This is a genomic window from Streptosporangium sp. NPDC003464 (assembly GCF_053588315.1).
The window spans coordinates 1-25,870 of the sequence record NZ_JBSFPS010000134.1 but is presented as its reverse complement, the minus strand read 5'-3'; the positions used below and the strand labels follow the sequence as shown (position 1 = coordinate 25,870).

Annotated in this window: 27 protein-coding genes and 1 pseudogene; 15 read left to right on the top strand and 13 right to left on the bottom strand. The window is 71.0% G+C overall.

The window, feature by feature from the left end:
- Positions 1–329 (bottom strand): annotated as a pseudogene (locus ACWDS7_RS27155) (phosphatase); the annotation flags it as partial.
- 130 nt (positions 330–459) lie between these two features.
- On the opposite strand from ACWDS7_RS27155, the gene ACWDS7_RS27150 reads away from it, so the two are divergent.
- Positions 460–915: a sterol carrier family protein gene (locus tag ACWDS7_RS27150; protein ID WP_370879787.1), complete on the top strand. Its 456-nt coding sequence runs from the start codon at positions 460–462 to the stop codon at positions 913–915.
- A gap of 95 nt (positions 916–1,010) precedes the next feature.
- On the opposite strand, the gene ACWDS7_RS27145 is transcribed toward ACWDS7_RS27150, so the two are convergent.
- Positions 1,011–2,153: a hypothetical protein gene (locus ACWDS7_RS27145; RefSeq protein ID WP_451931575.1), complete on the bottom strand. Its 1,143-nt coding sequence runs from the start codon at positions 2,151–2,153 to the stop codon at positions 1,011–1,013.
- 499 nt (positions 2,154–2,652) lie between these two features.
- Between ACWDS7_RS27145 and purF the strand changes: the two genes are divergently transcribed.
- Both purF and purM read left to right on the top strand, forming a co-directional pair.
- Entirely contained in the window at positions 2,653–4,089 is a 1,437-nt protein-coding gene (purF, locus tag ACWDS7_RS27140) for an amidophosphoribosyltransferase (protein WP_451931574.1), read from the top strand.
- Entirely contained in the window at positions 4,086–5,111 is a 1,026-nt protein-coding gene (gene purM, locus ACWDS7_RS27135; RefSeq protein WP_306862730.1) for a phosphoribosylformylglycinamidine cyclo-ligase, read from the top strand. The genes purF and purM overlap by 4 nt, the downstream gene beginning before the upstream one ends.
- A 243-nt stretch (positions 5,112–5,354) precedes the next feature.
- On the opposite strand, the gene ACWDS7_RS27130 is transcribed toward purM, so the two are convergent.
- Both ACWDS7_RS27130 and ACWDS7_RS27125 read right to left on the bottom strand, forming a co-directional pair.
- Complete coding sequence (locus tag ACWDS7_RS27130; protein WP_306862727.1) at positions 5,355–5,588, bottom strand: DUF3073 domain-containing protein; 234 nt, start codon at positions 5,586–5,588, stop codon at positions 5,355–5,357.
- A gap of 150 nt (positions 5,589–5,738) precedes the next feature.
- Complete coding sequence (locus ACWDS7_RS27125) at positions 5,739–6,842, bottom strand: Leu/Phe/Val dehydrogenase (protein WP_451931573.1); 1,104 nt, start codon at positions 6,840–6,842, stop codon at positions 5,739–5,741.
- Positions 6,843–7,064: 222 nt separating this feature from the next.
- On the opposite strand from ACWDS7_RS27125, the gene ACWDS7_RS27120 reads away from it, so the two are divergent.
- Both ACWDS7_RS27120 and bldC read left to right on the top strand, forming a co-directional pair.
- Positions 7,065–7,922: a hypothetical protein gene (locus ACWDS7_RS27120; protein WP_451931572.1), complete on the top strand. Its 858-nt coding sequence runs from the start codon at positions 7,065–7,067 to the stop codon at positions 7,920–7,922.
- A 319-nt stretch (positions 7,923–8,241) separates the two neighbouring features.
- Complete coding sequence (gene bldC / locus ACWDS7_RS27115; protein ID WP_013133571.1) at positions 8,242–8,445, top strand: developmental transcriptional regulator BldC; 204 nt, start codon at positions 8,242–8,244, stop codon at positions 8,443–8,445.
- A gap of 145 nt (positions 8,446–8,590) precedes the next feature.
- Here bldC and ACWDS7_RS27110 read toward each other — a convergent pair whose 3' ends face one another.
- Positions 8,591–9,280: a TetR/AcrR family transcriptional regulator gene (locus ACWDS7_RS27110; protein WP_306862645.1), complete on the bottom strand. Its 690-nt coding sequence runs from the start codon at positions 9,278–9,280 to the stop codon at positions 8,591–8,593.
- A 136-nt stretch (positions 9,281–9,416) separates the two neighbouring features.
- Here ACWDS7_RS27110 and ACWDS7_RS27105 point away from each other — a divergent pair, with 136 nt between their 5' ends.
- The 4 genes from ACWDS7_RS27105 to ACWDS7_RS27090 all read left to right on the top strand — a co-directional run bounded on the left by ACWDS7_RS27105 (position 9,417) and on the right by ACWDS7_RS27090 (position 13,475).
- Positions 9,417–10,502, top strand: a complete 1,086-nt coding sequence (locus ACWDS7_RS27105) for a LacI family DNA-binding transcriptional regulator (protein ID WP_451931571.1) — start codon at positions 9,417–9,419, stop codon at positions 10,500–10,502.
- 237 nt (positions 10,503–10,739) lie between these two features.
- Positions 10,740–10,874 carry a hypothetical protein gene (locus tag ACWDS7_RS27100; RefSeq protein WP_451931570.1) on the top strand — a complete coding sequence of 45 codons (135 nt, stop codon included), beginning with the start codon at positions 10,740–10,742 and terminating at the stop codon, positions 10,872–10,874.
- 70 nt (positions 10,875–10,944) lie between these two features.
- Complete coding sequence (locus tag ACWDS7_RS27095; protein WP_451931569.1) at positions 10,945–11,802, top strand: N-acetylmuramoyl-L-alanine amidase; 858 nt, start codon at positions 10,945–10,947, stop codon at positions 11,800–11,802.
- A gap of 35 nt (positions 11,803–11,837) precedes the next feature.
- Positions 11,838–13,475 carry a beta-N-acetylhexosaminidase gene (locus tag ACWDS7_RS27090; protein ID WP_451931568.1) on the top strand — a complete coding sequence of 546 codons (1,638 nt, stop codon included), beginning with the start codon at positions 11,838–11,840 and terminating at the stop codon, positions 13,473–13,475.
- Between the two features lie 131 nt (positions 13,476–13,606).
- Here the strand turns inward: ACWDS7_RS27090 and ACWDS7_RS27085 are convergent, their stop codons facing one another.
- The 4 genes from ACWDS7_RS27085 to ACWDS7_RS27070 form a co-directional block, all read right to left on the bottom strand.
- The gene (locus ACWDS7_RS27085; RefSeq protein WP_306862631.1) at positions 13,607–13,810 is read right to left on the bottom strand and encodes a heavy-metal-associated domain-containing protein; all 204 of its coding nucleotides are present in this window, start codon (positions 13,808–13,810) and stop codon (positions 13,607–13,609) included.
- Between the two features lie 41 nt (positions 13,811–13,851).
- A complete protein-coding gene (locus tag ACWDS7_RS27080) occupies positions 13,852–14,919 on the bottom strand; it encodes a quinone-dependent dihydroorotate dehydrogenase (protein WP_306862628.1) in 1,068 nt (355 codons plus the stop codon).
- Between the two features lie 68 nt (positions 14,920–14,987).
- Entirely contained in the window at positions 14,988–15,599 is a 612-nt protein-coding gene (locus ACWDS7_RS27075) for a GAF and ANTAR domain-containing protein (protein WP_306862625.1), read from the bottom strand.
- Positions 15,600–15,843: 244 nt separating this feature from the next.
- Entirely contained in the window at positions 15,844–16,209 is a 366-nt protein-coding gene (locus ACWDS7_RS27070; RefSeq protein WP_451931567.1) for a GAF domain-containing protein, read from the bottom strand.
- A gap of 183 nt (positions 16,210–16,392) precedes the next feature.
- On the opposite strand from ACWDS7_RS27070, the gene ACWDS7_RS27065 reads away from it, so the two are divergent.
- From ACWDS7_RS27065 to ACWDS7_RS27055, 3 genes are all read left to right on the top strand, one after another.
- Positions 16,393–16,776 (top strand): hypothetical protein, encoded by a 384-nt coding sequence (locus tag ACWDS7_RS27065; protein WP_451931566.1) that lies wholly within the window; start codon positions 16,393–16,395, stop codon positions 16,774–16,776.
- Between the two features lie 105 nt (positions 16,777–16,881).
- Positions 16,882–17,568, top strand: a complete 687-nt coding sequence (locus ACWDS7_RS27060; protein WP_451931565.1) for a phosphatase PAP2 family protein — start codon at positions 16,882–16,884, stop codon at positions 17,566–17,568.
- A gap of 28 nt (positions 17,569–17,596) precedes the next feature.
- On the top strand, positions 17,597–18,301 hold the full coding sequence (locus ACWDS7_RS27055; protein ID WP_451931564.1) for a phosphatase PAP2 family protein: 705 nt from the start codon (positions 17,597–17,599) through the stop codon (positions 18,299–18,301).
- On the opposite strand, the gene ACWDS7_RS27050 is transcribed toward ACWDS7_RS27055, so the two are convergent.
- The gene (locus tag ACWDS7_RS27050; RefSeq protein WP_451931563.1) at positions 18,291–18,800 is read right to left on the bottom strand and encodes an isochorismatase family protein; all 510 of its coding nucleotides are present in this window, start codon (positions 18,798–18,800) and stop codon (positions 18,291–18,293) included. The genes ACWDS7_RS27055 and ACWDS7_RS27050 overlap by 11 nt on opposite strands.
- Positions 18,801–19,235: 435 nt before the next feature.
- Between ACWDS7_RS27050 and ACWDS7_RS27045 the strand changes: the two genes are divergently transcribed.
- From ACWDS7_RS27045 to ACWDS7_RS27035, 3 genes are all read left to right on the top strand, one after another.
- On the top strand, positions 19,236–19,472 hold the full coding sequence (locus ACWDS7_RS27045; RefSeq protein WP_451931562.1) for a hypothetical protein: 237 nt from the start codon (positions 19,236–19,238) through the stop codon (positions 19,470–19,472).
- Between the two features lie 519 nt (positions 19,473–19,991).
- Positions 19,992–20,801, top strand: a complete 810-nt coding sequence (gene lepB, locus ACWDS7_RS27040; protein WP_306862609.1) for a signal peptidase I — start codon at positions 19,992–19,994, stop codon at positions 20,799–20,801.
- 157 nt (positions 20,802–20,958) lie between these two features.
- Positions 20,959–21,828 carry a universal stress protein gene (locus tag ACWDS7_RS27035; protein ID WP_451931561.1) on the top strand — a complete coding sequence of 290 codons (870 nt, stop codon included), beginning with the start codon at positions 20,959–20,961 and terminating at the stop codon, positions 21,826–21,828.
- Here ACWDS7_RS27035 and ACWDS7_RS27030 read toward each other — a convergent pair.
- The 3 genes from ACWDS7_RS27030 to ACWDS7_RS27020 all read right to left on the bottom strand — a co-directional run.
- Positions 21,761–23,680 (bottom strand): glycoside hydrolase family 15 protein, encoded by a 1,920-nt coding sequence (locus ACWDS7_RS27030; RefSeq protein ID WP_451931560.1) that lies wholly within the window; start codon positions 23,678–23,680, stop codon positions 21,761–21,763. The genes ACWDS7_RS27035 and ACWDS7_RS27030 overlap by 68 nt on opposite strands.
- A gap of 266 nt (positions 23,681–23,946) precedes the next feature.
- Positions 23,947–24,321 (bottom strand): DUF2267 domain-containing protein, encoded by a 375-nt coding sequence (locus ACWDS7_RS27025; protein ID WP_451931559.1) that lies wholly within the window; start codon positions 24,319–24,321, stop codon positions 23,947–23,949.
- A gap of 85 nt (positions 24,322–24,406) precedes the next feature.
- Positions 24,407–25,870, bottom strand: a 1,464-nt coding sequence (locus ACWDS7_RS27020) for an extracellular solute-binding protein (RefSeq protein WP_451931558.1), incomplete at its 5' end; no start/stop codon positions are given.

Genomic DNA, 25,870 nt, shown 5'->3' with positions numbered 1-25,870 from the left:
GGGACGGCGGTGAAGCGGGGGACGCCGCCGTGGCGGTCGCCGCCGGAGAGGGCGGCCTGCGCCGCCTCCGGGTCCGGGTCGGCGGCGGCCGGGGCCGCCGTGGCGATCCCCACGCCGGCCGCGAGCGCGCCGAGCGCGCCGGCCCGCAGCACGCCCCGCCGGGACATCGCCTCGGCGACCACGTCGCCGAAGTAGGCGTTGTCGCTGGTGTTCAGCACGTCGTGGGCGCACTGGTTGCCGCACCGGAACTGGCAGGTGAGCGCGCTACGTCCACCCTTGTGGGGGCTCATGAGCAGCGGGAGCGGTCTGCGCGGCGACAGGTTCGCCACAGGGTCCTCCAAGGGTGTGCGCGGTCGTTCCGGCCGAGACGCTATGTGGACAAGTAGAACCTGCGGTGAACGACGTTTGCCCGTGTGATGAACCATATGTCGCAATCAGCCGTGGCCCCGGACGGGCATGATGGAGTGCGTGCCACCTCACAAGCCCGATCCCGCCAAGGTCCGCGCCGCGCTGGACGCCCAACTGACCGCACTCGACGAGCCGTCCTACGACGGGCCCGGCGACCTTCCGGCGCTGCTGGCGGCCTGTGTGCCGGTGGTCCTGCGGGCCTACGGGCGGCAGATCCGTCCGGAGCGGGAGATCGCGCGCTTCGCCGTACGGCACCTGCTGGACCGCCTGGCCGAGGCCGCGCCCGGCCGGACCGTCGAGGTCCGCGTCCCCCCGTACGCGGCGGTGCAGTGCGTGGCGGGCCCCAGGCACACGCGGGGCACCCCGCCCAACGTGGTGGAGACCGACGCGCGGACCTGGCTGGAGCTGGCCACCGGACGGCTGGCGTGGGCCGAGGCGGTGGCGGCCGGGAAGGTCGCCGCGAGCGGCGCCCGGGCCGACCTGTCGGAGCACCTGCCGGTGCCGTAGCCGCCCGCCCGGCGCCCCGGACCGGCGCCGTCCCCCAGGGCCCCGCCGTCCCGGGCCGGTACCGGCCCGGGGGCGGCGCGCTCCGCCGAACAGGCTCAGGTCTGGACGCCGAACTTGTCCTCGATGCAGCGCTGCTGGAGCTCGGGAGGCAGGTTCGCACAGTCACCGATCTTGCTGTAGAGCCAGGCCAGCAGGACCACGGCGATGATCAGGGTCAGGACGCTCAGGGCGATGCCCACCCAGGCGCGGCCGCGGTTGGAGTTCTTGGCCACCGCGACGATGCCGATGATCAGTCCGACGACGGCCGTCAGCGCGCCCAGGCCGCACACGACGAGCAGGAAGAGGCTCACGATGCCGAGCACCAGCGCCGTGGTGCCGAGCCCGCCGCCCTCCTTGCGCGGCCCCTCCTGCCCCGGATAGGCCGGGTACGGCGTGCCCGGATAGGCGGGGCCTCCCGGGGGCGGCGCCTGGTACGGCTGGCCGGGCTGGTACGGCTGACCCGGCTGGTAGGACGGGCCGGCCTGGGACGGGTAGGACGGGCCGCCGGCCGGCGGGATGGGGGGCGGCTGCCGGGACGGATCGACCGGCTCCTCCGGCCGGGCGGCGTGGACGCCGGTGTAGGGCGGAGCGCCGTAGGCGCCGGAGACGTCTCCGGCGGGCTCCTCCCCGGCGGGTCCGGGCCGCTCGCCGGGAGCGGCGCCGTACGGGCCGCCTGGCGGCGGCTCGGGCTGGGAGCCGCCGACGGGCTGCTCGGGAGCGCGCCGCGGGGTCGAGGGGAACCCCTCGGAAGGTGTCGGCGGGTCGTAGCGTGAGGGCTGGGCGGCGCTCGGCGGCACGGCCGCGCCCTCCCCACCCCTGTCGTCCCCGCCCGAGGTCGTCCCCTCCGAGGCGCTCTCCCAGCCCGGGTAGGCGGGCGGGGTGGCGCCCGGGACCGGGTAGGCGGGCGGAGCCTCCGCCCCCGGGGTGACCGGCGGCTCGAACGTCTCGGTGGCGTCCGGGTCCGCCTGGACCGGCTTGGGGACCTCCGGCGCGGTGGGCACGTCCGGGTGTCCCGGCAGCACCGGCTCCTCGGGCGTGGAGACCGGCTGCCCCGGCGGGGTCTCGCCGGGACCGGCGGGCCGGGGGGACCACGGGGCGGGCTCCTCCGGCTCCTCGGGCTCCGACGGCCATCGCCCGGCTTGGGCGACGGGCTCCGACGGCCATCCTCCGGACGGCGACACCGGCTCAGACGGCGTCACGCGCTCGGACGGCGACACCGGCTCAGACGGCGGCTGGGCGGAGGGACCGGCGGGCCCGGACGGGGGCTGCCCGCTTGAGGACGTGGGTTCGGGCGACGGACGTGGGGTCTCGGCGGGATCGGGCGCCGACCACGTGGAGGGGTCATCCGGGCGGAAAACGGTCTGGTCGGAGCCGGGAGCGGCCGGCTCGCTCGGAACGGCCGGCTCGCTCGGAACGGCCGCGTCTTCGGAGATTCCGGAGGACTCCGGACCCGTCCCCTCCTGCTCGGATCGCCGGTCCCGGGGCTCGCGCCGCGGGTCAGGCTGGTTAGGGTCCTCAGGTGTTGTCACGTCTGTTCTCCCGACGCATAGGCATGCCGGATACCCCACACTCCCCCGCCGCCATGCGATGAAACAGACCGACACGGCAAAACCCCGACGATTGTTCGGCCAAAGTGGGACAACGGTAGACCTGGCCCCGGGGTGCGAGCAGCGAAGAGGCCGACCTAGACTGAAGCACGTGCTGAAGGGCGACGGCCATCTGAGCCATGACCTTGATCCCCATGACCGGCCCCCGAAGGACGCATGTGGCGTCTTCGGCGTCTGGGCACCAGGGGAGGAAGTCTCCAAACTCACCTACTACGGGCTGTACGCGTTGCAGCACCGCGGTCAAGAATCCGCGGGCATCGCGGTCAGCGAGGGCAGCCGGATCCTCGTCTACAAGGACATGGGCCTGGTGGCCCAGGTCTTCGACGAGTCGATCCTCGGGACCCTCCGCGGCCACCTGGCCGTCGGTCACTGCCGCTACTCGACCACCGGGTCGAGCGTCTGGGAGAACGCCCAGCCGACGCTCAGTTCGACCGAGGACGGCGGGCTCGCGCTCGCCCACAACGGAAACCTGATCAACACTCCGGAGCTGGCCCGGCGCCTGGCCCCGGGCGCGACCAGGGCGACCACCGACACCGAGGTCCTGGCGTCGCTGCTGGCCCAGGACCGCAGCCAGTCCATCGACGACGCCGCCGCCGAGCTCCTGCCGCAGGTCAAGGGCGCCTACTCGCTCGTCTTCATGGACGAGAAGACGCTCTACGCGGCCCGTGACCCGCAGGGCATCCGCCCGCTGGTGCTGGGCCGGCTGGAGCGCGGCTGGGTCGTCGCCTCCGAGACCGCCGCCCTCGACATCGTGGGCGCCACCTTCGTCCGGGAGATCGAGCCCGGCGAGCTGATCACCATCGACGAGCGCGGCGTGCGGTCCCGCAAGTTCGCGCTGGCCGAGCCCAAGGGCTGCCTGTTCGAATACGTCTACCTGGCCCGCCCCGACACCACGATCGCCGGGCGCAGCGTGCAGAGCACCCGCGTCGAGGTCGGCCGCGTGCTGGCCCGCGAGCACCCGGTCGAGGCCGACCTGGTCATCCCGACCCCGGAGTCCGGCACCCCCGCCGCCGTGGGCTACGCCGAGGAGAGCGGGATCCCGTACGGCCAGGGCCTGGTCAAGAACTCCTACGTCGGCCGGACCTTCATCCAGCCGTCCCAGACGATCCGCCAGCTCGGCATCCGGCTCAAGCTCAACCCGCTGAAGGAAGTCGTCGCGGGCAAGCGTCTGGTCGTCGTGGACGACTCGATCGTGCGCGGCAACACCCAGCGGGCGATCGTCAAGATGCTGCGTGAGGCCGGCGCGCGGGAGGTCCACGTCCGGATCTCCTCTCCCCCGGTCTCCTGGCCGTGCTTCTACGGCATCGACTTCGCGACCCGGGCCGAGCTGATCGCCGGTTCGCTCAGCGTGGAGGAGATCCGTGCCTCGCTCGGCGCCGACTCCCTCGGATACATCTCGCTGGAGGGCCTGACCCAGGCCACCACGATCCCCGCCGAGCGGCTCTGCCGAGCCTGCTTCGACGGCGTGTATCCGATCGCCATCGACCGTGACAACGTGGGCAAATACGTCCTGGAGGCCAAGCTGTGACCAGCTATGCAGCTGCCGGCGTGGACATCGACGCGGGCGAGCGCGCCGTCGAGCTGATGAAGTCGAAGGTCGCCCGGTCCCGGCGGCCCGAGGTCGTCGACGACGCCAGCGGCTTCGCCGGTCTCTTCGACGCCTCGGCCCTGCTGGGCTACCGGCGGCCCCTGCTGACCACCTCGACCGACGGGGTGGGCACCAAGGTCATGCTGGCGCAGGCGCTCGGCAAGCACGACACGATCGGCATCGACCTGGTCGGCATGGTCGTGGACGACCTGGTGGTCTGCGGCGCCGAGCCGCTGTTCATGACCGACTACATCGCCTGCGGGAAGGTCGTCCCCGAGCGGATCGCCGAGATCGTGGGCGGCGTCGCCGAGGGCTGCCGTCTGGCGGGCTGCGCCCTGATCGGCGGCGAGACGGCCGAGCACCCCGGGGCGATGGGCGCCGACGAGTACGACCTGGCGGGCGCCGCCACCGGCGTGGTCGAGGCCGAGAAGATGCTCGGCCGGGACCGGGTCCGCGAGGGCGACGTGGTGCTGGCGCTGGCCTCCTCCGGCGTGCACTCCAACGGCTACTCGCTGGTCCGGCACATCATCAAGCTCGCCGGGCTCTCCCTGGAGGCCGAGCTCGCCGAGCTGGGCCGCACCCTGGGCGAGGAGCTGCTGGAGCCGACCAGGATCTACTCCCTCGACTGCCTGGAGCTGGCCCGCGCGCTCGACGTGCACGCCTACGCGCACATCACCGGCGGCGGCCTGGAGGGCAACCTGTCGCGCTCCCTGCCGCCGACGCTGGACGCGCTGCTGGACCGCTCGTCCTGGACCCCGCCGGCCGTCTTCGAGGTGCTCGCGGGGCACGGCAAGGTGGCCCAGGCCGACATGGACCGCACCTTCAACCTGGGGGTGGGGATGGCGGCGATCGTCCCGCCGGAGGCCGTCGACCCGGCTCTGGCCCTGCTCAAGGAGCGCGACCTGCCGGCCTGGGTGCTCGGCGAGATCGTCCCCGGCACCGGCCGGGCGCACTACCGCTAGCCCGCCGCACGGGGCGCCGGTCACCATCGTCCGGCGCCCCTCGGCACGGGTGCGGACCGCCCGGCGTCCGGCCGTGCCACGCCTTCCGGATCAGAGGTGGGAACGCCGGAAAGCGGGTCAGGGGCGGGAACGCCGAAAAGCGCCCCGGCTCACCGGAGCGCTTTCAAAGACCGACCCGCGCGGAGAAACACCCGGCGGCTCTCAGCCACCGGGTGTCCTGCTCGTGCTCAACCTGAAGCTCGCCTAGCGGCGGCCGGGCGCGCCTTCGTCCCGGTCGTCTCCGGAACCGAAGTCATCGGCGTAATCGGCATACCGATCCGCCAGTTCATCGTAGGAGTCGTCGGCGTCGTCATTGTGGTTGGAGTCGTCTCTGACTCCGAGCTCGTCGCGAAGACGCTCAAGATCAGTGCCACCGCTGTTGTACTTCAGCTGGCGAGCAACCTTGACCTGCTTGGCCTTTGCTCGGCCGCGCCCCATTGGCTCGACCCCCTCGTGTGGGGTCGTGCCCGACCCCTCGTCGCTAACGCACCACGCACTGACGCCACCTGACTTGAGGCGTCAGCTCTCGTTCGACTACAACCGTACCTGTTTTACGCCCGGCTCGGTACGCCGTATGGGCGCGAGGGGCTAGTGGCCTAGCCAAATGCCCCTAATTCGCCCGACTTCCGACATTCTGCGTTCGGCTAGCCTATCGGCTGCGACAGCCGGAGGGATGCCATCCTCCGCCGCCGCCCTGAAAATCTTGAGAGTCGTGTCGTAGATCTGGGTCGCCTTTGCCTTGGCCCGTTCCATGTTGAACCCCTGGATCTCGTCCGCGACCTGGATGACGCCGCCGGAGTTGACCACGTAGTCGGGCGCGTAGAGGATGCCCCGGTCGGCGAGCTCCTTCTCCACGCCCGGGTGGGCGAGCTGGTTGTTGGCCCCGCCGCAGACGATCGCGGCGCGCAGCCGGGCGACCGTGTCGTCGTCCAGCGCCCCGCCGAGCGCGCAGGGGGCGTAGACGTCGATGCCGGCCGCGGTGAGCTCCACCTGGTCGGCGACGACCTCGACCTGGGGGTGGCGGCTCCGGACCCGCTCGACCGCCTGCTCGCTGACGTCGCAGATCACGACCTCGGCGCCGTCCTCGACGAGATGGTCGACCAGGCGGTGACCCACCTTGCCCACGCCCTCGACGCCGATCCGCCTGCCGCGCAGCGTCGACGCGCCGTAGACGTGCTCGGCCGCGGCCCGCATGCCCTGGAACACGCCGTAGGCGGTCAGGATCGAGGAGTCGCCCGCCCCGCCCTGGGCGACCGTGCGACCGGTCACGTAGGAGCTCTCGCGGGCCACGATGTCCATGTCCTCGCTGTAGGTGCCCACGTCGCACGCGGTGAAGTAGCGGCCGCCGAGGGACTGCACGAACCGGCCGTAGGCGCGCAGCAGCGCCTCGCTCTTGTCCGTGGCCGGGTCGCCGATGATGACGGCCTTGCCGCCGCCGAGGTCGAGTCCGGCCAGGGCGTTCTTGTAGGCCATCGCCCGCGAGAGGTTGAGGACGTCGGCCAGCGCGGCCTGCTCGCTCTCGTAGGGATAGAACCTGGTGCCCCCGAGGCTCGGGCCGAGGGCGGTGTTGTAGATCGCGATGATCGCGTGGAGGCCGCTGCGCTCGTCGGAGCAGAAGATGACCTGCTCGTGCTTGGCTTGGCCGCTTGCGGGGCTGGTGTCCTTGTGAGACAGCCCGAAGACGTCGGTCACGGTGGTGACTCCCGGTCGCCAGGTCCGCCGCTCCATCGCGGCGGAGATCACTCTCAGCGTAACCACAACTCCGGGCGGGACGATGCCGTCGAGGGACCGTTCTCACTACCCGAGACGCGACCGGCGGCGGCGCTTCTCACCAGCCGAGACGGACAAGCGGTGGCACGGCTCGCACGGGGTCGATACCGGACAACAGTAGGTCCTTCGTGACACGATGCGGACGTGCTGCCCTATGCCGCGTACCTCCGCGTCTACGAACCCCTGACCGCGTTCACCCCGTCGGAACGCGTCTCGTGGGCCGCCTACGCCGAGGCGACCGACCGGCCCCGCCGCGCGAGCGCGCTCCACGCCGAGCACGGCGAGGCGGTCCGTCGCCTCCTGGGGGTCCCGCCCGCTCCCGCACCCGCCCAGGAGAGCCCCAACGCCTATCTCAGGCGCGTAGAGGACGTGCTCTATGTCTGCCCCTGGCAGAGCAGGCTGAGATCGTGGCTGGCCTTCTCACGCTTCCGCGGGACGACGCCGGCGAGGTTGATGGAGCGCTTCGTGCCGACCTCCATCGCCGAGCAGACGGCCGACGACTTCGACAGGTTCAAACGCCGCAGCGACTCAGCGGCGCTGCGCACCCACATCCGGACCTCGACGTGGCACGTTCCGACGTCGTGGTTCGTACCCTTCGACGGCAACGAGCGCTGGCTGGTCCTCGACGGGCGGCGCGGCCCCGGGGGCACGGTCACCACCCGTAACCTCATCTACGTCACCTCCATGGCCCACGCCCGGCGCCGCAGCGCCCGCGCCCTGCAGATCATCCGCAGGCAGGCGGGGGAGATCTCGGTGGCCACCGAGGTCGAGGAGGTGGCGCGCTGGCTGGAGGAGTTCCACCCGCACTCGCTGGTGGAGCTCGACTACGGCGGCATCGTCCATCTCATGGACGACGAGAAGCTCCAGGCAGACCAGTCCGTGGCCGAGCTCGCGGCCGCTCTCACGGGTCTGGAAACCGGCGAGGAAGAGTTGGCCTACGCCATGTACCAGCGAGTGATTCTCCGGTGGAGATCAATACAACTTCTCGAATCAGCAAACTGAGTCGCAAATCATCCCTCTGACCTGCATAAGTAGTTCGGTCGATGACCGGCGACACGTCTACGAACTGAGTAGTTTGCCGTTTTCACTGCGATACCACGAAACGTGTCGCTAGAATCACCGAGCGTGACAACAACAGGTGCACAAGAGAGATGAGTCACTCAAAGACTCGCCAATCGCTCTACGTGGCTGTATGGTCACATCGGGTGATGCCGCATATGGTCCGAACAGCCGCACGCAAGGGGCCATAGGGGGACATCCGTGACAAGCGTCAAGTCGCAGGATCGCTGTCGCCGGTCCACATGGAGGAGAGGCCGCACAAATGTCAGCTCGTACACCCGAGGCAGAGCCGCTGCTCACCCCGGCGGAGGTCGCAACCATGTTCCGCGTCGATCCCAAGACCGTTACACGGTGGGCGAAGGCCGGCAAGTTGACGTCCATCCGCACGCTGGGTGGGCACCGCCGCTACCGGGAGACCGAGGTTCGCGCGCTGCTGGCGGGGATTCCACAGCAGCGTTCCGAGTAACACGGGGGCCGTCACGGGCCCAGGGGGGAACAGCCGCGCGCTCACCACGTGAGCGCGTAGGCCAAACGGGTTGTTGTGGGGAGCGGCGTCGCCCGTCCGGCGCCGCCCCGGCACGGCCCCGTACGGCCTCCGGAGGGTCGGCCGGTCACGGTGCGTGTTCGCGGACCAGATCCTCAAGGAGCTGCCGGACCTGCGCGTCGTGCTCCGCGGCCACCCCGAGCAGCGCCACCATCTGATCGACCAGCATGCGCTCAAGCCCCGGGCGCCCGATGTCCCGGTGCTCCAGCCAGTCGAGACCAGCCGTCTCGACGGAGGCGATCCACGACCGCAGCGTGATGCGGAGGGCGGGCCCCGGCTCGTCGACCCGCATCTGTTTCATGATGAGGCGGAACAGACGGTGCCGGACACTGTCGACGATCTCCCCGATCTCGCCGCTGCGATTGGCCGGGCCGCCCCTGAGCAGCGCGGCGAACCCCGCCGCGTGCTCCTCGACGAAGTCGAAGTAGCGCCCCAGTCCCCCGGCGAGGTCGTCGAGCGGCCGGCCGCCCCCCGGGGGCTGCAGGCGCGCCTCCAGCTCGGCCGCCGCGCTCTTCAGCGCGGCGACGTAGAGCTCCTGCTTGCCGCCGAAGTAGTGGTAGACCAGGGCCCGCGACGCACCGGCCGCCGAGGCCACGTCGTCGATGGAGACATCCTCGGCGTCGCGCTTGCTGAACAGCTCCAGGGCCGCCGCCATGAGCTCCTCGCGGCGCCGGTCCACGCTGAGCCTGCGCCGCGCCGGTCGCGCGGCCTCCGCCGCAGGTCTGTCCTGCTTGGCGGCTCCGGATGTCGAACCCACAGTCCGCACACTATCGGAGTCCGTCCGCGGCGGCGGTGACGTCAAGATCGGAGTTCCCTTGGGCGGAAGCCGTACCCCATTCGGAACTCGATCGTTTTGAGTGACAGGTGCCCATCCACCACCCCGGGGGAGAGCCATGTCAGGACCACCGGTCAACACCACCGTCACCCGAGCCCGCGAGTTCGCCGAGCCCGTCTCACCGGACGGCGGCGGACCACGCCCACGGCCCACGATCCGCAACGTGGCCGAGCGGGCCGGTGTCTCCAAATCACTGGTGTCGCTCGTGCTACGCGGTTCGCCGCACGTCAGCGAGCACCGCAGGCAGGCAGTGCTGCAGGCGGCCAGAGAACTCGGCTACCGGCCCAACGCGGTCGCGCGCAGCCTGGTCGAGGGCCGCACCCATCTGGTCGGGGCGCTCGTCGCCGACCTGCACAACCCGTTCTACGCCGAGTTCCTCGACGGCCTGCAGGAGAGCCTGCACGGCGACGGCCTCCGGCTGCTCATCGGCAACAGCCAGTGGGACCCGGCCTTCGAGGACGAGGCGGTCGAGGCGTTCCTGGAGCTGCGGGTCGACGGGCTCGTGCTGCTCGGCATCGCGCCCACCAGCGAGACGCTCATCGAGGCCACCGGCTACACGCCGACGGTCGTGGTGGGCGAGCGCGACATCGACCTCGGCGGCGTGGACATCGTCGTGGACGACGACCAGCTCGGCGCCCGCCTGGCCATCGACCACCTCGTGGAGCTCGGCCACCGCCGGATCGCCCACATCGAGGGCTCCCGCTCCTCCTCCGGACGGTTCCGGTGCGAGGGCTACCTGGTGGCGATGCGCAGGCACGCGCTGGCGCCGTACATCATGGTCGAGCAGGGAGAGTGCACCGAGGAGGGCGGCGCGCTGACCGCGCGGAGCCTGCTCACCCGCGACCCCCGGCCCACCGCGATCTTCGCCGCCAACGACGCCGTCGCCATGGGCGTGCTCTCCGCCGCGGCCGAGCTGGGCCTGCGGGTGCCCGAGGACCTCTCCGTGGTCGGCTACGACAACATCCAGCTCGCGGCGGCCCAGCCGATCTCGCTGACCACCGTCGACCAGCCCCGCCGCGCCATGGGCCGCTCGGCGGCGACGCTGCTCAGTGACCGGATCGGCGACCCGGGCAAGACCTCGCGCCTGCGCCAGGTCACCCCCCGGCTCGTCGTACGGCGCAGCACGGGCCCCGTCCAGGGGTAAAGGGCCCGCCTGGAGCGTTGCAGCACGCCCAGGCGGGCCCTAGGACCTCGTCAAGTTCAGGTCAAGCATCGAAGTGGCGGCGGAGCCCTGGTGTTGACTCAGATGTGACGAGAGGGGGTAACAATGCGTGATCCGGAACTTGTGTCATGCGCTCAGCGCGCGGCGGCCGAGCTTGAGCGGGCCTGGGCGCACTGGCGGGCCGCCCGAGGCCGGAACGGCGACGCCGGAGCCGAGTCCGTGGCGAGTTACGTGGCCCATTCGATCGACCATCCATGGGGGCGTCCGCGCGTGGTCCTGGGACTGGACGCCGAGGACGCCAGGGAGCTCGCCTCGCTGCTGCAGAAGCAGGAGGCCGGCGAGCACGTCTGGTGACGGCGGCCGGGCCACGGCGCCGGGCCGCGTAAGTTGGATGGTTGACGGGTTTCCTTCGAGGGGGATGAACGTGACCACCAAAGCATTCGCGGCGGCCCTTGTCCTGTGCGGCCTGAGCGCCGCCGCCTGCGGCGGCACCGCCGGCACCGTCAGCGGCGCCACCGCGGGCTCGGCGGGGAACGGCGAGCCCGCCTCCCGGACGGTGTCCCGGGCCACCGAGGCGGCCCCGGCCGCCGCGGCCACCACGGCGGGTGGGAAGGCCCCGGCCAAGCCGCTGAGCGGCAAGGTCGTGGTCGTCGACCCGGGCCACAACGGGCTCAACTACAAGTTCCCCGCGAAGATCAACAAGCAGGTCAACGTCCTGACCCAGTGGAAGGCCTGCGACACCACCGGCACCGCCACCAACAACGGCTACAGCGAGGCCGCCTTCACCTGGGACGTCTCCCAGCGCCTGGCCAAGATCCTCCGGGAGCGTGGTGCGACGGTGAAGCTGACCCGCCCGAACAACTCCGGCGTGGGCCCGTGCATCACCGAGCGGGCGGCGATCGGCAACAAGGCCAAGGCGGACGCGGCGATCTCGGTCCACGCCGACGGGGCGGCCCCGGCCGGCCACGGCTTCCACGTGATCATCCCGAAGAAGATCAACGGTCCGGTGGACCCGGTGGTGGGCGCCTCCAGGGAGCTCGGTCTCGACGTGCGCGACTCCATCAAGTCCGTCGCCGGCATGCCCTACTCCACCTACGTCGGCAGCAAGGCCCTGAGCTTCCGCAACGACCTCGGCGGCCTGAACCTCTCCACGGTTCCCAAGATCTTCGTCGAGTGCGGCAACATGCGGAACTCGGGTGACGCGGCCAAGTTCCAGAACCCGGCGTTCCGGCAGAAGATGGCGCTCTCCCTCGCCGACGGGCTGCAGAACTACCTCAAGTAATGCGTGGTCTAGGCCAACTTGGCATGATCTGAGGCATGACTGACCTCCTGCCGCTCCCTGCCGTCTTCGAGCCCGCGTCCGGCTCCTTCGCGCTCTCTCCCGGCACCTCCGTCTCCGGCCCCGCCGAGCTGGTGGACGGGCTGCGGTCGGCGCTCGCCGTACTGGACCTGCGCCCCGCGGAGGCGGGGGGCGTCGTGGTGGAGCGGGACGCGTCGCTGGGTGCGGAGGCCTACCGGCTGGAGGTGACGGCCGCGGAGGTGAGGATCGCGGCCGGAGACCACGCGGGGGCGTTCTACGCGGGCCAGACGCTGCGGCAGCTCCTGCCCGACGCGGCGTTCCGGACCGTCGCCCAGGCCGGCTGGACCGTTCCGGCCTGCCGGGTGGAGGACGCGCCCCGGTTCTCCTGGCGGGGGGTCCACCTCGACGTGGCACGGCACTTCATGCCCAAGCGCGAGGTGCTCCGCATGGTCGACCTCATGGCGGCGCACAAGCTGAACCGGCTCCACCTGCACCTGGTCGACGACCAGGGGTGGCGGGTCGAGAGCCGGATCGCCCCCAGGCTGCACGAGGTGGCCTCGCACCGGCCGCGCACGGCCACCGGCCGGCGCGAGGACGGGCCCGCCTTCGACGAGGTGCCGCACGGCGGCTACTACACGCTGGACGACCTCGCGGAGATCGCCTCCTACGCCCGGGCGCGGGCCGTGACGATCGTGCCCGAGATCGACGTGCCGGGACACGCCTCGGCGATCCTCGCGGCCTATCCCGCGCTCGACGCGCGGGCCACGGACGGCCGGGAGCCCGAGCCCTTCACCGTGCTGGACCGGTGGGGCATCTCCCCCGCGATCCTGTCCCCCCTCCCGCCGACGGTCGACTTCCTGATCGCGGTGATCGACGAGATGCTCGGCGCGCTGGGCGAGACGCCCTACGTGCACGTCGGCGGGGACGAGTGCGTGCTCGACGACTGGGCCGCCGCGCCGGAGATCGTCGCCTACCGGCGGGAGCTCGGCCTGGAGAGCCTGAGCGACCTGCACGCCTGGTTCCTGCGCAGGCTGGCGGACCTGCTGGCCGAGCGGGGCAGCCGGGCGGTCGTCTGGGACGAGGCGTTCGTCAGCGGCATGCTGCGGCCCGACACGATCGTGATGCCGTGGCGCGGGCCCGGAGTGGCCCGGCGCGCCGCCGAGGCCGGGCACGACGTGGTGCAGACACCGGTCTTCCCGCTCTACTTCGACTACGCCGAGGCCGCCTCCGAGGAGGAGCCGCTCGCCATCGGCGAGGCGATCACCGTCTCGGACGTCGCGGCCTTCGACCCGGCGCCGGAGTCGTGGACGGCCGGGCAGCGGGAGCGCGTCGTCGGGGCGCAGTTCCAGCTGTGGACCGAGCGCCTGCCCGACGGGCGGGCGGTGGACTACCGGGCCTGGCCCCGGGGCTGCGCGCTGGCCGAGGTCGCCTGGTCCGGCGCGGCCGGCCCCGGGTTCGCCGCGCGGCTCGAAAGGCATCTGGGCCGGCTGGACGCGCTGGGCGTCGAGTATCGCCCGCTGACCGGCCCGCGCCCCTGGCAGCTCGGCGGGGCCGGCCACCGCCGGCACCGCCCGGGGGCCGTCAAGGTGGAGGAGGTCATGAAGCGCCTGGAGGAGCTGACCCACCTCGCGGACTCCACCCGGCCGAGCATGTGACCGTACGGCCCGCCCGTCACAGCCGGCGGACGGCGGGAGCCGGGCGGCGCGCCGTACGGGAGGGGGCCGTCAGGGGCGTCCTGCGGCCGGGACGCGGGGTCCCGGCCTCCGGACGCCGCAGCCCCGCACGGTCAGCCGGCCACCTGGTAGCCGGCCTCCTCGATGGCGGCGCGGATCGCGGCGTCGTCGAGGGAGTCGCCGGAGACGTCCACCCGGCCGCTCCCCAGGTCGACCTCGACCCCGGTGACGCCGGGGACCTCGCCGACCTCCTCCTTGACCGAGCTGACGCAGTGGCCGCAGGTCATGCCGGTGACGGTATATGTGCTCACGCTCATCGCGCCTCCAATGTCCGAGGGTTACCCACCCAGGGTATTACTCAGCCCGCGGTGCGGCCGATGATTTCACGCAGGTCGCCGACGCCATGGCGGCGGAGCCGGCGGGAGAGCCCACGGTGGATGCGGTGGGCCCAGAGGGGCCCCTCGTAGATCATCGCGCTGTAGCCCTGGACCAGGGTGGCCCCGGCGAGCAGGCGCTCCCAGACGTCGTCCACGTCCTCGACGCCGCCGACGGAGACGAGCACCAGACGATCGCCCACCCGGGCGCGCAGCCGGCGCAGCACCTCCAGTGAGCGGGCCTTCAGCGGACGGCCGGACAGGCCGCCGGTCTCGGTGCTGGAGACGCCCTCGCGGCTGATCGTGGTGTTGGTCGCGATGATGCCGTCGAGCCCGAGCTCCAGGGCCAGGTCGGCGACCGCGTCCACGTCGCCGTCGGCCAGGTCGGGGGCGATCTTGACCAGCAGCGGGGTGCGCCTGGGGGTGCCGTCGGCGACCTCCTTGACCGCCTGGAGCAGCGGGCGCAGCAGCTCGACGGCCTGGAGGTCGCGCAGGCCGGGGGTGTTCGGCGAGCTGACGTTGACGACCAGGTAGTCGGCCAGCGGGGCCAGCTCCTTGGCGCTGGCCACGTAGTCGTGGACGGCCTCGGACTCGGGCACGACCTTGGTCTTGCCGATGTTGACGCCGACGATCGCCGGGACGCCGCGGGGCCTGCTCAGCGCCCGGGCCGCGGCGCTCGCGCCGGCGTTGTTGAAGCCCATCCGGTTGATGATCGCCCGGTCCCGGACCAGCCGGAACAGCCGGGGCCTGGCGTTGCCCGGCTGGGCGTGCGCGGTGACCGTGCCGACCTCGACATGGCCGAAGCCGAGCGCGGACATGGCCTCCACGCAGCCGGCGTCCTTGTCGAAGCCCGCCGCCAGCCCGAACGGGCCGGGGAAGTGCACGCCGAAGGCCTGCACGCGCAGGGCGGGGTCGCGCGGTGCGAGACGGCGGTGGACCAGCCGCTTGACCACCGGCGTCACCGACAGGAGGCGGAGCGCGCCGAGCGTCAGGTGGTGCGCGGCCTCCGGGTCGAAGCGGCTGAGGACCTGCGTGAACACGAATCGATACATCACCGATCAGGTTAGTCCCCCCGCGGGGCGGGGCACGCCCCGGCCGTGCCATGGGGCGCCCTCCGCGATCACCGCAGTCCGCCGGCTCCCTCGCCGAGCACCTCCGCCGCGAGGTCGGCCACCCGGCGGCGGCTGTCCCTGGCCTGCTTGCGCAGACCGGTGAACGCCTGGGCCGCGGTGAGGTCGTGCTTGCCCATCAGGTAGCCGACGGCCCGCTCGATGACCACCCGGTAGTCGAGGGCGTACTGGAGCTGGTCGGCCAGGGCGCTCTTCTCCTCGGCGGCCATCGCCGCGGTGAGCAACTGCTCGATCACGTCGGCATATGCCTTGAGTGCCTGGATATCCGACTCGTCCCAGTCATAAGGCTCGGACTGGTAGACGTTCAAGGTGCCCACCGGAGCCCCGCCAAGCCGTACCGGCACTCCGGCGACCGCCCGCACCTCGGGGTGGAGCCGGTCGGCGAGCTGCGGCCAGCGCGGGTCCGCGTGCACGTCGGAGGAGGTCACCGCGGTGTTCTCCTCGTAGGCGGACACACATGGCCCCTGGCCCAGATGGAGCTGGGCGCCCTCAAGACTGCGCCCCCGGTCGTCGGTGGCGACCAAATAACGCAGATCCTTGCTCTCCTCCGCAAACATCAGACCCGCCCCCGAATAGCCGAAAAGCGTGTCAACGACATCCACGGCCCGCTCCAACTGGTGGACTATGCCCGTCGCGGGAGAGGTCGTCCGGAGCCGTCTCAAGCTGGCGACCAGCGCTTCCGGGTCAATGTGCGTCATATGTGTGGCGCCTTTCAGCGTCGGCCTGGTTACTTGACTTGCTCACTACGACTGCCCGGAAATAGGTGATTTATGAGCGAGGGTCTGCAGGACCATCACCATGAGCTCGCCGAGGCGTTCGCCCGTCCGGACTTTCGCGGGCTGCCATTCATGGCTGACCCGGTCGTAGAAATTCAGGGTGCCGATCAGCCGGCCGTCCGCGCAGCGGCACCGACAGCACGGCGCGGATCCCGGAGGCATGGGGGGCCAGACCGGGGAAGCCGGAGGGGCGGGCGGCGCGGAGATCGTTCACCGCGACGTCCGCGCCATGGGCGAGGCTCTCCACCGCCGGCCCGGAGCCGGTCCGCTCCTGCGCCAGCTCCAGCCGCCGGCCGTCGTCGTCGGAGCCGGCGACCGCGCGTAACCGGTCGTGATCGTCGATCAGCATCAGGGCCGCGCCGTCGGCGCCCAGAGCGTCCGCGAGAGCGTTCAGGGTGCGGTCGACGACCGTGGGGAATTCGACACCTTGGGCCATGAGGCTTCCTCCGCGTTGAGGTAGCTCCGCGGACGCAAGGCGGAATGAACTGCGCTTTGAAGACTAGTGGTGTGCGATGACTACGGCCAAGCGGTTCCTGCTCCCGCTTATAGCGTCACGGCCTTACATTGCCGTCAATAGATCGTTAAGCGTTCCGCAAGCAGGGACCGACAAGGTGGAAACATGAACAGCTTGTCACGTTCCGCCATCGTCCGTCGGCGTCGCACACTGGTGCATGTCGTGCTCCGCGATATGGCGGAGACCGGCGACACCACGGTACCGCCATGGTGGGAGTCCGAGATCCAGCAGGAGTTCGGCGGCCTGGACGGGTTCCTCGCCGAGCTGAGCCGCCAGTGGTGGACGGCCTACGCCGCGCACCTGGACGCGCTGATCGAGCTCGGCTCCGACGACCCCACGCAGGCGTGGGCCGACGTCGCCGGGCAGATGCCGCACCTTCGGGCCGTGCTCGACTCCTACACCGACGAGTCCGCCCTCGCCGAGGCCGAGCGGCGCCACTGCGACGTGCTGCGCTGGACCACCCGGCGCGAGGGGCGCCACGCCGCCTGAGTCTGTCGGCGGTCCTAGGCATATCCGCCTGTCATCGGGTAGCCATGAACGATGGTCAGGCTACTCGATCATCACGATCATCATGATTCGGACCGTCGTCTGGGCGTGCGGCTGACGGTCGCCACGGTGGCGGTCGCGCTGTTCTCGATCCCGTTCGTCCTGCTGCTGGTGTTCGTGCTGTCCTCCTTCGCACCGCTGAACGACCTCGACGAGAGCGTGGCCCGGCAGTTCCACGCCTACGCCCTGGCCGACCCCGGCTACACGCGCTTCCTCAACGTGGCGACGGAGGTGTTCGGCCCCACGACGTGGCGCGTCCTGGTGGTGCTGGCCGCGGTCTGGCTATGGCTACGGGGAGCGCGGCGCCTGGCGATCTGGGCGGTCGTCACGATCACCGTCAGCGGCCTGCTCAACCTGGCGGTCAAGGGGATCGTCGACCGGGCGCGGCCGGTGCTGCCCGACCCGGTGTCGTGGGCCCCGGGCGCCTCCTTCCCCTCCGGGCACGCGATGGGCGCGGCGACCGGCACCTGCGTCCTGGTGCTGCTCCTGCTGCCCTACCTGAAGGGCCGGCTCTCCCGGCTCGCCCTGTGGGCCGTCGCGGCGGTCATCACGGTCTTCGTCGCCTACAGCCGGGTCGCGCTAGGCGTGCACTGGTTCAGCGACGTGGTCGCCGGGGTCGCGCTGGGCGTGGTGGTGGTCGCCGGGACCGCCGCCGGGTTCGAGAGCTGGCGCCGGGACGAGGGGCGCAGACCGGTCGAACCGCTCAAGGAAGGCGTCGAGCCCGAGGCGTTCTGAAGGTAAAATTCAGGGTAGCTCGCGCCCCATGCCTAAACTGTCGGTCGACTTCAAGGGCGTGGCCCGTCTCATCCTGCTGCCACTGGCCGTGATGACCGCCCTGACACTCGGCGTCGGGCTCCTGATCACCAAAGTCCTCCAGACGACCACCCTCATCGCGAACGACGAGGGGGTGAACGCCCAGATGGTCAAGGGCCGGACGACCTTCTGGACCTCCGTCACGGACGTGGTGTCCAACCTGTCGGACACCCCGGTGATCATCACGGGCACCGCGCTGCTCTTCGTGGTCTTCCTGCTGGCGTTCAGACGCTGGAACGAGTCGATCTTCCTGGCGCTGGCGGTCTTCTCCCAGTCGGCGATCTTCCTGCTGGCGACCGTCTTCGCCGAGCGCAAGCGGCCCACGGTCGAGCACCTCGATCCGGCGCCGCCCACCTCCAGCTTCCCCTCGGGGCACACCAGCGCCGCCGTCGCCTTCTACTGCGGCGTCGCGCTGGTGCTGACCCTGCACACCCACCGCTACAAGATCCTCAACCTGCTGTGGTGGGCAGTCGGCCTGGGGATCCCGGTGGGGATCGCCTACTCCCGGATGTATCGCGGCATGCACCACCTGACCGACGTGAGCTGGGGCTTCCTGCTCGGCCTGGTCTGCGTCGCGGTGGCCGCCAACGCGCTGCTGCTGCGCAGGCCCATGGCCGCCGACCGGCCCGTGGTGCGGGACCAGGTCACGGCATGACGACCTCGTCGAGATCCACCACCTCGGCCCCCGCCGCGGCCAGCTCCCGCTCGACCTCCCGGGAGACGGCCGCGGCGGTCTCGTCCCCGTCGTAGGTCGCGTGGGCACCCCGTACGAGGGTGACCGCGTGCCCCCGCCCGAGGGCGGCCAGGGAGGTCTCCCGGACGCACCACTCGCTCTGCATCCCGGCCACGACGAGGGCCGCCGAGGGCGGCAGGACCGAGGCGAGGCCGGTGTCGAGGAAGGAGTCGGGGGTGCGCTTGTCGACCACGTGCTCTCCCGGGAGCACCTCGTGGACCAGCTCCCAGCCCGGGGTCCCCGGGAAGTCTGGGTCGGCCTCCCCGCCGTTGTTGCGCACGAAGACGACGGGCACTCCACCCGCGCGGGCACGCTCCAGCAGTGTCGCGATCGCGGAGGAGACCTCGCGCGCGCCGGGCACCGGCTCCGGGGGCAGGAGCATGTTGCGCTGGACGTCGATGAGAATCAGGACCCGGTTCATATACGAACTGTAGTTCGCTTTATGCTGAAACCGGAAGGCATCAGAGCGATGCCAGGGAGACGTGGGGCGCGAGGGAGGACGCCGGGGAGGCGCGACGGCGCCGGGGAGGACCCGGAGCGCGGAGGGAGAGACCGAGCGGACGCGGGGCCGGGAGGGCGGCACCAAGGAAAACAATCACCATGCCCGGACCGGCAGGGAGAAAAGTGTTTTCCTCCACTTCCTGTCCAGTTTTAGATCATGCGCACCCCGGAGCGAGCTACATTCGGAGCTGCAAGCCGATACGCCGCGTCACCAAATGCAATTGAATGAATACCAAATGTCACAAAGTAAGATAAAAACCCCGTGGGCAGATTGACGTCTTCCCACTAGGGCAGGAGCAGCCAGCCGGCCGGACCCAGCGGTGTTCGACGGCTACCCTCAGAAAGGAAGCCGTCCATGGATCCCCAGCCCATCGTCTGCCATACATGCACAGGTGTTCTCCTCGCCGCCGACTCCCGCACATACACGCCGCAGCGAGGGCGCCTGATCGTGACCAACGGATACTGCAGCTGCCCGCCGGCCATGGAGACCGCCGCGGAGCCCGAGGCGCGCATGCCCCAGCAGCAGCCGTACCAGCCGCAGCCCCAGCCGGAGCGGCTCCCCACCGGACAGAGCGCGATGGCGAAGGTCTAGGGCGAAGGTCCAGGGGCCCGGCAGCCGGGTGGGCCGCCACGGCACCCACCCGGCCCTGCACCCCGGCGCGGCCCCGGCGGCTCCGCCCGACCCGGCACCCGGCCACGGCGTCCCGCCTGGCACCCCGGCGCGGCCTCGGCGGCTCCGCCCGGCCCGGCACCCCGGCCGGCCCGGCTCCAGCCCGGTCCGCCACGGCGCCGCCGGCGCGGGCTCAGCCCGACAGCCCCCACGACGCGACCACCGCGAGACCGCTCGTCCCGATCAGTCCGATGAGCACCACTATGGCGACGACCCGACGATTCATGTCTCGGAGCCTAGCGACAGGCCACCGGTGAGGCGGCCGCACGCGTGGCGTCCGGTCCCCGGCCGGTCCGCGTCCCCTCCTCCCGGCGGAAGACGACGGCCGTCACGGTGTCCGGCCACCTCAACGTGGGGTAGCGGTGACGACAATGATTTAGGCTCATCAGCGTTGACTAGCGAAGACCGGGCTACGGCGTAGGCCGCCCCACCGAGGACGAGGTGCACGTGGTCGCCGAAGACATCGAGCAGTCGGCCAAGAGCGGCAAGAAGAAGCGTTCGTTCTGGGTGGAGTTCCCGCTCCTGGTCGGAATCTCCCTTCTACTGGCGCTGCTGATCAAGAGCTTCGTCGTCCAGGCGTTCTACATCCCGTCGGAGTCGATGGAGAACACGCTCCTGGTCAACGACCGGGTCCTGGTCAACAAGCTCGTCTACCACACCCGCGACATCGAGCGTGGCGACGTGGTGGTCTTCTCCGGGGTCGACTCGTGGAAGGGCGAGGTCGAGATCACCGAGCCGTCCAACCCGATCGCGGCCTTCTTCCACTGGGCCGGCACCGTCTTCGGCGTCGTCCCCGGTGAGAAGGACTACATCAAGCGGGTCATCGGCGTGCCGGGTGACACCGTGAAGTGCTGCGACGCGAAGGGCCGCGTCACGGTCAACGGGGTCCCGCTCGACGAGGAGGACTACCTCTACCCCGGCGACAAGCCGTCGGCCAGCACGTTCGAGATCAAGGTGCCGCCGGGCCGGCTCTGGGTGATGGGCGACCACCGCGGGGTGTCCTACGACTCCCGCATGCACCAGGGCGACCCGGGGGGCGGCACAATCCCGGCCGAACAGGTGATCGGCCGGGCCTTCGTGATCGTGTGGCCGTTCTCCCGCGCGACCACGCTCCCGATCCCCGACACCTTCTCCCAGCCCGCGCTGCGGGCCGCCGGAGCGGTCGGCGCCCAGGCCCCGCTCCTGCTCGGGGTCACCGGCGCGGTGCCCCTGGTGCTCTGGCGCCGCCGCCGGATCCTGAAGCGGACCTGACCGGCCGCACCGCCTCCCCTGCCTCCCCGACACCTCCGCACCGCCTCCCCCGACACCAAAGGAAGTGCTCTGACCTGGCGTGGCGCTCGCCATCGCCGAGGAACAGGACAAGTATGGAGGTGAGGGGCACCGGGGGAAGCAGGGGGAAGAGGTCGCCATGCAGACAGACGACGCGCGGCCGGTGGTCGCCGGGTACGACGGTTCGAAAGCGAGCCAGCAGGCTCTCCGGTGGGCCGTGAACGAGGCCCGCATGCGGTTCATCCCCCTGGTCGTCTGCCACGCCTGGCAGTGGCCCTATCCCATGCCTCCCGTCTCCGACGAGGCGCTGGAGGCCGTACGGCTGATGGGCCAGCACGTGCTCGACATGGGGGTGAACCTGGCCCGTGGCCTGGCCCCCCGGCTGGAGGTGCAGGGACGGCTGGTCACGGGGTCGTCGGCAGTGGTCCTGGTGGGCGAGTCGTCCACCGCGGACCTGGTCGCGGTCGGCCCGCGTGGCGCGGGCGGCTTCCCGGAACTGCAGCTCGGCTCGACCGCGGCCCAGCTCGCCGCGCACGCGTACTGCCCGGTGGCCGTCGTCCGGGAGAGCAGCCGGCCCGCCGCGGGCCGCGTGGTGGTCGGTGTGGAGGGCGCCGATCCGGAGCGCTCGGGGCTCGGGATGGCGTTCGAGGAGGCCAAGCTGCGGCACGCGGTGCTGACGGCGATCTGCCTGTGCCCCGAGGACCTGGACGACACCCGGCAGCTGGCGACCCGCTTCTACAGCACCGTCTCGGTGTGGGAGGAGAAGTATCCCCAGGTGACGGTGGAGACCATGGTCGAGACGCGGCCCCATACGACGGTGCTGCACGGCGCGGCCGACCACGCCGACCTGGTGGTGATCAATGACCGCGGGCACGACGACCCTGCTGAGCTCCCGCTCGGCCCGACCGCCCAGTCGCTGCTGCGCGGAGCGTCGTGCCCGGTCACAGTGATCCCGTCACGGATGTTCGCCATGTCTTCTCGGTCAGCGAGCCGCGTTCCGCCCGGATGATGTGGATGACCGCGTTGATGAGGGCCAGGTGGGTGAAGGCCTGGGGGAAGTTGCCCAGATGGCGCCCGGTGACGGGGTCGATCTCCTCGGCGTAGAGGCCGAGGGGACTGGCGAAGGAGAGGACCTTCTCACAGAGCCTGCGGGCGCGGTTCTGCTCCCCGATCTCCGTGAGCGCCGAGACGAGCCAGAACGAGCAGATCGTGAAGGTCCCCTCCTCGCCGGCCTGGCCGTCGTCGGTCTCCTTCGGCAGGTAGCGCAGGACCAGGTCGTCGACGGTCAGCTCGTCGGCGACGGCCAGGACGGTGTTGCGGATCCTGGGGTCGCTGGGCGGCAGGAAGTGCACCAGCGGGATGAGCAGCAGCGAGGCGTCGAGGGCGTCGCTGTCGTAGTGCTGCTTGAAGATCCCCCGCTCGGTGACCCCGTTGGCGCAGACGTCGGCGTGGATCTCGTCGGCGGCGGCCTGCCAGCGGGCGGCCAGGTCGAAGTCCTGGCGGAGCCGGGCGAGCCGCGCCCCCCGGTCGGCCGCCACCCAGCACATGACCTTCGACGAGGTGAAGTGCTTGGGCTGGCCGCGCACCTCCCAGATGCCGCGGTCGGACTCCCGCCAGTGCTTGATGGCCTCTTCGACCTGGCGCTTCAGGATGGGCCAGATCCGCTCGTCCAGGCGGTCCCGGGAACGGGTGTGGATGAAGAAGGAGTCGAGGACCGCCCCCCAGACGTCGTGCTGATGGTGCCGGTAGGCGGCGTTGCCGACCCGGACGGGCCTGGCCCCCTCGTAGCCCTCCAGGTATTCGAGGATGTGTTCCTCCAGGTCGCGCTCGCCGTCGACGCCGTACATGACCTGGAGCTCCTTGTCCCGCTCGGCGACGTCGGCGATGAACCAGAAGAAGTCGTCGGCCTCCCAGTCGAATCCGAGCGTGTACAGGCCCCACAGGGCGAAGGTCGAGTCACGGATCCAGCTGTAGCGGTAGTCCCAGTTGCGGTCCCCGCCCGGCGTCTCGGGCAGGGAGGTGGTCGCCGCCGCGATCAGCGCTCCGGACGGGGCGAAGGTCAGGCCCTTGAGGGTGAGGGCGCTGCGCTCCAGGAATCTGCGCCAGGGATGGTCGGGGAAGTCGCCCCGGGCCAGCCAGTGCTGCCAGTGGTGGGCCGTCCACACGAGCCGGTTGTATGCCTCCTCGAAGGTGTAGGGCGGTTCGTGGGCGGTCCAGGACAGCGCGCAGAAGCGGGATTCCCCCTCCCTCAGCAGGGTCCGCGCCGTCGCCCGCGATCCCTCGAACCCCAGCCGCATGTCGGTGGTGAGCTTGAGCTCCAGGTTCACCCCGTCTCCCCGGGCGACGCCCTGGTGGTAGCTGCGGTCCGTGTAGGCCCAGTGGGCCGGCCTGCGGCCGTAGTCGAACACCGGCTCGCAGTCGAGGGTGATCTGCATCTCCCCGCTGACGCAGCGCACCGTGCGCAGCAGCACGTGGCTGGCGTCGTAGTCGGTCGGCGCTCTGCGGTGGGTGTTGGACAGCTCCTCGTCGTGATGCCAGGGGCCGATGATCAGCAGGTCACGGACGATGATCCAGCCGGTCGGCGTGCCCCAGCTCGTCTCCAGCACCATGGTGCCCGGAAGGTAGCGGCGCGCGGCCGGCACCCTGATGTCGGCGGGGCCGAGCCGGAACCCCCCGGCGTCCCGGTCCAGGATGGCGGCGAACACGCTGGGGGAGTCCATCCGGGGCAGGCACAGCCACTCGACGTTCCCGCTCGGCGCGACCAGAGCGGTGGCCTCGCAGTCGGACAGGAAACCGTAGTCCGCGATGGGCGGGAAGGGTGAGGCGTCACAGCACGCGCCCATCGGTGGATCCACCGTCATGTGATCACCTGCTCTCCCCGGGAACCTCGTTCAGGTCCCGTCGATGATCAGATCGCCCTCGATCACCTGCCGTGAGCACGGGCACCCGCCGTGAGCGCGGGCCACGGCGCGTGGCCGGCCGGTACGGGGCACCCGCCCGTGCGGCCCGTGGACCGCGGCGGTCCGGCGCTCCCCACCGGTGATACCGATGGTGACTGTCCTACTATCGACTGTAAGCGGCCGTGTTCTCGGTTCGGAACATATGTCCGGGACAGCCCGCGGCCCCGTCAGGCCATCGGTTCGGCCATCTCCTGAAGCTCGGCGGGGAGCTGTGACATGGCGTTGTCGAAGACGTCGCCGGGGATCGCCTCGCGCAGCGTCGTGAGGACGGCCCGGACACCGCGCTCGGTCTCCTGCATGGTCAGCCCGGTCCGCCTGCTCACCCGCGTGACGAAGTCGTGGAGGCCGAACTGCTCGATCCTGTCCCGTACGGAGAGCGACTCCCGCAGCGGCTCGGGCAGCTGCAGGGCGAAACGGCGGGCCTCTCCGGCGCTCAGCCGGTCCCCCAGCGTTTCGAGTGTCGCGCGGGTGAGGTCGGCCGCCTCCTCCCGCGACAGACCGGCACGCTCCGTCACCGTCTGGATTAACTCCTTGTGCTCCACATCGATCCCCCCTCTGACCGGCTAGCGTTCCCGGTCGGCGCGGGAATGAACGTCCTGGTCAGGGCCGGTCTGTCCGGCCCCGCGCCTACTGCCCCTGCCCGCCTTCGGGCTTCCCGCAGTGGGCCAGCGTGCCGACCGTGTCATCGGGAGCCCTGCCCCGGCGCGCGTCGCGCAGGGCGTCGGCCAGCCGGCCGAGATCCAGCTCCTTGGCGAGCAGGTCACCGGTGACCACCGCGCGGGCACACGCGCGGAACACCTCACTGAAAACGGAGTAGTAGGAATATTTGGGACGCGACTCGGCCTTCCGCAGGCCCTGGTAGATCTTCTCGGCCAGATCCTGGAGCATCGGGGCGGTGATCTCGGTGTCCTCGCCGGAGGGCATGGAGCCCTTCCCCGTCCCCTCCCCGGGAGCGGCCAGCAGCTGGGCGCAGGTCCGCGGATTCCTGCGGTATTCCTCGTAGACGGATTCGAGCACGGGGGGATACCCGCTGCAGGCGAACAGCTTCAGCTGCGCGTCGTGCCCGGTCAGGAAGTCGATGAGCGTGCGGGCCTTGCCGGGGTTGTCGGAGTGCGCGGAGATCGCCAGGTTGAACCCGCCGAGGATGCCGACCCCGGGCAGGGCCGCCATGCCGAAGCGCAGGCGCCCCTGGTCGTCGTACATCGAGCGGTCGGTGGCCAGGCGGTGGAAGGCGAACGGCCAGTTGCGCATGTAGGCCACGTCGTCGTCGCGGAACGCCTGGAGACTGCTCTCCTCCACGGAGTTCTTCGACCCCCGCACCAGGAATCCGTCCCGGAAGGTGTTGAAGGTGTCTTCCTTGGAGAAGTTCTCCGCCCCGCGCGCCAGGGTCCCCGCGCGCAGCATCTCGTGCCAGCGGGACAGCGCCCGGCGCACCCGCGGCCCGGAGTCTCCGTCGTCCAGCACGATCCGTTCGCCGTCGGTGATCCTCCCGCCCTCGGACCGGACCGCCTCCAGCAGGTTGACCGTCCCTCCCTCGTATTCGCCGAGCTGCACGGCGTATCCGCCCTTCTCCCCGGCGTATCTCCACAGCTGCTCCACCGTGGTGGGCACGGACACGCCGCGGCGGTGGAAGAGCAGGGGCACGTCGGTGACGTAGGGCACCGCGTACTGGACGCCGTCCACCTGACCGGCCTGCAGGACGTTGTCCACGAAGGGCTCGGCGTCCTGTGGATCGAGGGGATAGGGGCGGAGATAGCCGCTGCGGGCGAACTCGGCCATCCACGCGACGTCCACCGAGAACACGTCGTAGGCGCAGCTCCCCAGCCGGGCCCGGCCCGCCATCTCGGCCCGCTCCTCGTCGGTGCGGTCGGCCACCTCCACCAGGGTGACCTGGGTGGTGTGCGTGCGGTTCCACTCCTCGATGAGGTCGCGGCGGAAGCTCCCGGCGGTGATGTCGGCGCCGGTCGCCACGGTGAGCCGGTCCGGCCCTCCGCAGCCGGTGAAGGAGGAGACGGGCGGCGCGGGGGCCTTCCCGGTGAGGGCGACGAGCACCGACGCCAGGACCACCCCCGTCACCAGCCCGGCGCCGCC

Coding starts and splice junctions, on each gene's coding strand:
- ACWDS7_RS27130 (WP_306862727.1), bottom strand. CDS start 5,588: ATGGGGCGCGGCCGAGCAAAGGCCAAGCAGGTCAAGGTTGCTCGCCAG.
- ACWDS7_RS27045 (WP_451931562.1), top strand. CDS start 19,236: ATGGATCCCCAGCCCATCGTCTGCCATACATGCACAGGTGTTCTCCTC.
- ACWDS7_RS27070 (WP_451931567.1), bottom strand. CDS start 16,209: ATGGCCCAAGGTGTCGAATTCCCCACGGTCGTCGACCGCACCCTGAAC.
- ACWDS7_RS27030 (WP_451931560.1), bottom strand. CDS start 23,680: ATGACGGTGGATCCACCGATGGGCGCGTGCTGTGACGCCTCACCCTTC.
- ACWDS7_RS27055 (WP_451931564.1), top strand. CDS start 17,597: ATGCCTAAACTGTCGGTCGACTTCAAGGGCGTGGCCCGTCTCATCCTG.
- ACWDS7_RS27105 (WP_451931571.1), top strand. CDS start 9,417: ATGTCAGGACCACCGGTCAACACCACCGTCACCCGAGCCCGCGAGTTC.
- ACWDS7_RS27150 (WP_370879787.1), top strand. CDS start 460: ATGGAGTGCGTGCCACCTCACAAGCCCGATCCCGCCAAGGTCCGCGCC.
- ACWDS7_RS27090 (WP_451931568.1), top strand. CDS start 11,838: ATGACTGACCTCCTGCCGCTCCCTGCCGTCTTCGAGCCCGCGTCCGGC.
- ACWDS7_RS27080 (WP_306862628.1), bottom strand. CDS start 14,919: ATGTATCGATTCGTGTTCACGCAGGTCCTCAGCCGCTTCGACCCGGAG.
- ACWDS7_RS27065 (WP_451931566.1), top strand. CDS start 16,393: ATGAACAGCTTGTCACGTTCCGCCATCGTCCGTCGGCGTCGCACACTG.
- ACWDS7_RS27050 (WP_451931563.1), bottom strand. CDS start 18,800: ATGAACCGGGTCCTGATTCTCATCGACGTCCAGCGCAACATGCTCCTG.
- ACWDS7_RS27085 (WP_306862631.1), bottom strand. CDS start 13,810: ATGAGCGTGAGCACATATACCGTCACCGGCATGACCTGCGGCCACTGC.
- bldC (WP_013133571.1), top strand. CDS start 8,242: ATGTCAGCTCGTACACCCGAGGCAGAGCCGCTGCTCACCCCGGCGGAG.
- ACWDS7_RS27035 (WP_451931561.1), top strand. CDS start 20,959: ATGCAGACAGACGACGCGCGGCCGGTGGTCGCCGGGTACGACGGTTCG.